Source organism: Halorubrum cibi, assembly GCF_900182635.1.
In the GTDB taxonomy this organism is placed as follows: Archaea; Halobacteriota; Halobacteria; order Halobacteriales; family Haloferacaceae; genus Halorubrum; species Halorubrum cibi.
This window is the reverse complement of sequence record NZ_FXTD01000022.1, coordinates 1-4,307: the sequence shown is the minus strand read 5'-3', so window position 1 is coordinate 4,307 and position 4,307 is coordinate 1. Positions and strand designations below refer to the sequence as shown.

The window sequence follows — 4,307 nt, the reverse complement described above, 5'->3', positions numbered from 1 at the left end:
TTCTCGACACCGGTCAGCTCAACGGAGAGGTTCTCACCGCCGTTCGGCGCTTCGTAGGTGATCGTGTCGCCGTCGGTCGCCGACTCGGCGCTCACCTGGAGCTCGCCGTCGAACGTCACCGTGTTGCTCGAGAAGCCTTCCACGTAGAACGCTGCCGAGCCGCCCTGAACGGTGATCGGAGCCGAGTAACTCCCGTTCGTCTCGTGGTCGATGTAGGCGCGAGCCGGCACCTGTCCGAGATGCTGTTCGAACCACGACGTGTCGATGGCGACCCAGCGGCCGTCGTGGGTGCGATCGTCCTCGAGCATGATCGCCGGCTCGCCGTCGACGACGCCCGTTTTGACGGCCATCGTCTGGCTGCCGGCCGAGGTCTGAACCTGCTTCGGCGCGGCCGGTGCCGTACCGGGAGCCTCGACCCGGCTCGTCAGCACCTGTCGATACGTCGGCTGCTCGTCGCCCGAGTCCGACCCGTCAGCCGTGCCGCTCGGTTCCGACGTGTCGGGCGTCGGCGACTGTGCCTCGTCGTCGACATCGACCGTCGTGTTCCCGGTCTCTGGTTCCACGCTGGGGCCGGCGTCACCGCTTCCGAACGGCGCGGCCGGCACCGCGATCGCGGCCACGAGCAACACGCCCGCGAGCAGCAGCGGCTTCACCGCGCCCGCCGGAACGTGGACGTTCGAGAACATCCCGCGGAGTTGCGGCGCGATCTCCCCGACCGACTGCGAGACCGCACCGCGAACCCGCGCCAGGTACGCGACGAGCGTCGCTTTCAGCCACGCGATCAGCTGCTTCTCGTTCGACTCTTCCCCGTCGCTTTCGTCGTCCGTGTTTGTGTCCTGATCAGTCATGTTTCACCCCCTCCCCCTCCCCTTCTCTTATATACGCGCGCGCAGGGGGTTCGCTGAGAGCGGCCGCGCGAGATTCCGGATCGGCCGATCTCGGAGGGATCAGTTTGTTTCGAGGCCGAAAATCGCCGTTTCGAGCCGCCGAGAACCGTGGATTCGGTCGGTTCATGGGATCTAAAGCGCATCGAGTGCCTCCTCCCGGCGCGGGTATCGCACCGAGATCTCACCCCGGAAGTCGTAGTTCCGGTACGGGTTCGGCCACTCAATCGGCGTGTAGTTCTGGTCGCGCCAGATCACCGCCCGGCCCGTCCGGTCGGCGAACCGGTTCACGTAGTTCTTGTCGATCGGAACGTTGCCGATTCCGGATAGTGACGGGTTCGGCGGCGGCGTCTTCGGCATCGTCACGAACCACCGCGTTTTCTCGCGGACCCCCTCGTCGACTCGGGAGACGCTGTGCGACAGCGTCAGCGTCGAGAGGTTCTTCTTCCGCCCTTTCCCCTGGCTGACTGGGTAGCCCTTCACCTTCCGGTTCTGGTCGTTCTCGTCAGCCTCCGGATTCAGCGGCACGAGGTCCGAGAACTCGTCGTGGACGATGGTCGTCGGATGAAGGAACTCGTCGTCCTTCGCTCTCGTCTCCATGAACGCGAAATTAACGTCACGGAGCGGCGTCACCTCGGCAGGCGTCTCGGCGTCTCGCGCCGGGGTGTACGTCGCCATCGTCAGCTTCTCGCACCCGCGGAACAGCGGGTCCGGCAGCACTGCGTAGAGCCCACCAGGGACGACCTTGGTCATAAGGTCTCGCGGCGTCCGGTAGGTGATCGTGTCGCGGAACACGTCCGTCAGCGAGATCTCGGTCGTCGGCAGCGTCGGGTTCCGCGGCTTCGCGTGGACTTCGTACTCGATACCCTCCGGGACAGCGACAGTCATGTACGGCGCGAGCGGGAGACACTCGAGCTCGTCGAGCGTGAGCATCCACAGTAGCGTCTCGTTGTTGATCTCAGTCATCCGGATCCCGCCGATCACGTTCGCGAACGACGTCTTCCCGCCACCGGGCTTCGAGTGCGCCCAGATGTCGGTCCCCCCGTCACCCATCGTCGCGAGGACGTGCTCGTTCTCGGGCTTCGCGAGCCACTCGAGGACCTTCCGCCGCGTCGCCGGCTGCTCGGCGATGATGTCGTCGTCGAGTCGTTCCTCCTCGAGTGCCCACAGCTCCGCGTCGTCGACGTGGATGATCGCATCGAGGTACGCGCTCGGGTAGCGATACACCGGGTGTGCGTCCTCGATGCTGCTGATCCGTGCCGCTCGAGAGAGGCTCTCGAGCTTCTTGTGGAACGGATCGAGAGTGTTCCCGTCGTCGTCCTCGAAGTCCTGATAGATCCGCTCACCGTCATTACGGACCTGACCGAGTCTGCCCCACGACTTTTCGCCGGCGTGGTATCGCGCCTGTCGAGACTTCTCCCACGGCGCGAAGTCCTCGCGGAGCTGCTCGAGGACCTCTGCCTCACCGCGCTGTTCCTTCTGTCGACTGCTGAATGACTTGCTCATGAGTTCCACGCTCCGTGTGTCTTCCCGCTGCTGTCCGTCCGCTCGCCACCGTTGAGCGTCCGTGCCGCCGACAGGAACGGCGGGAGGAGTGCCCCGACGGCGAACCGGTACCGCGTCATCTTCGCCGCCCGCGACTCCGTGTCGAGCAGCGCGTCGAGCAGCGGCGGGGACGACACGATCTCGGTGAGGAAGCCCTCGGGCGTCTCCCCGTTCGTCGGTGCCGCCAGCGACCGGACCCAGCGCCCGATCGACTCGCGGTCCTCGAAGCCGTCCCACAGTTCGATGAGCGCCCCCGCCTGGCTCCGGTCGAGCCGGCGGAACGCCGGTCTCATCAGCGGGTTCCGCTCCGAGTCCGGGTCGACCTCCTTCCACGTGCTCCCTTCCTCGTTTTCGACGCGCTCGTTCGCCCGCTCTCGGAACTGCTTGTACGCGAGATCACACCCGTCGCTGAGGGATTCGACAATCCGCATCCGGACGTATCGCCCTTCAGGCGCGTCCTCGGTCGCGAACAGGTACTCGAGGATGCTCGACAGCGGCATGATGTCCGAGGGCTCGAGGACCGCCTCGACGTGGCCGAGCGTCCGGATGCCGGCCGCTTGGTACCACGTCAGCACCGACCAGTACGTCGAGAACCCGTCCGCCAGCGGTTCGATCGGCGGGTCGCGTCGCGTGTCGCCCGTGTAGAGGAGCCGGTCCTGGTCGCGGTCGAGGACGTCGAGCGCCGGTCGCGTCGTTCGCGACTGCGTCGTCGGCTCACTCATCATCGCCCTCCGTGTCGTCGCGATCGTCTCGACCCTCTTCCTCGTCGAGCGGCGCGCGGTCGATTTCCGTGCCGGCGTTCTCGTCGAGACCCATCACGCCGAGGTCCATTCGGAGATCCTCTTCGAGGAGCCGCCGCATCATGCTCGCATCGCGGCGGGAATCGACATCACGCGCCTCGAGCGCCGTCGAGGTCCGTTCGGACCACGCGATCTCCTCGTACTCCTCGAGCGTCTTCGCGTCGGCGTGCTCGCTCTGGAGCACCGTCAGCGACGCGTCAGCCGTCACGTCGTGGCGCGGCGCGGGCTCGAAGCTGATCGAGCCGTCGACCGCCTCGTAGCTCTCCACGGCGAGCAGCAGGAGGCCGACGAACGCCCCGACGAACGGGACGTTTGCCACCGCCCCGCCGACGTGCCAGCCGATGAGCGGGAGAGCCAGCACGGCGAGTGTCAGCGCCGCGTAGAGCCCTCGCGTGATCGGCGAGAGGCTCTCGCCGTCGACCGGCTCGGGAAGCCGGTGCCAGACCGGCATCCGCCGCCGGAGGTGTGCCGGCCGGTGATCGACTGCCGTCTCGCCCTCCGGGTCGACGTACACCTTCTGTGAGGCCGACCCCGACACGCGGACTCGCGTCCGCAGATCGGAGAGGTCGAGTTTCGCCGCGTCCGAGAACAGCCGCGCGAAGAACGGCCGGATCCCCTTCTTCGGGAGGAGTCGACCGCCCGTCGGCGCTCTCACGGTCGGCAGCAGCTTCAGGTCCTCGTACAGCTCGTCGAAGTAGCCGTCGTCGTCGAGGCCGACTCGATCGGTCGCCTTCGACGTCGAGTCGCTCCCGCCGTCCGGTACCGCATCCGGGTCGGCCTTCTCCTCGGACTCGCCGCGGCGGAGACTCACCGCCTCAGTGAGCTCCTTCCGCTCGAAGGCGATCCGTTCGAGCGGGGGGCTCATTCGTAGCCCCCCGCCGTAGGCGATCGGCAGCAGCGACATCCCCATCAGGATGTCGAGATGCTCGACGACGACCGCGAGTTCGTAGTACAGTCCCGCAAGAGCGAGTAGGATTCCGACACCGGAGACGAAGCCCCACGTGCCGAGCGAGTAGCCCGGTCCGCGGCCCGTCCGCTTGAGCGTCGCTCTCGCTCCCGAGAGCCCGATCACGATCGC

The 4,307-nt window shown here is 66.8% G+C and carries 2 protein-coding genes and 2 pseudogenes; all 4 read right to left on the bottom strand.

Translation table 11 applies throughout. The features are described 5' to 3' along the window. Positions 1–848: pseudogene (locus tag FN829_RS15590) on the bottom strand (hypothetical protein); the annotation flags it as partial. 171 nt (positions 849–1,019) lie between these two features. Then, a complete protein-coding gene (locus FN829_RS15585) occupies positions 1,020–2,390 on the bottom strand; it encodes a hypothetical protein (protein WP_142987850.1) in 1,371 nt (456 codons plus the stop codon). Then, entirely contained in the window at positions 2,387–3,151 is a 765-nt protein-coding gene (locus tag FN829_RS15580; protein WP_142987849.1) for a hypothetical protein, read from the bottom strand. Before FN829_RS15580 ends, FN829_RS15585 begins: the two co-directional genes overlap by 4 nt. Next, a pseudogene (locus FN829_RS15575) lies at positions 3,144–4,307 on the bottom strand (hypothetical protein); the annotation flags it as partial. The pseudogene FN829_RS15575 and the gene FN829_RS15580, both read right to left, overlap by 8 nt.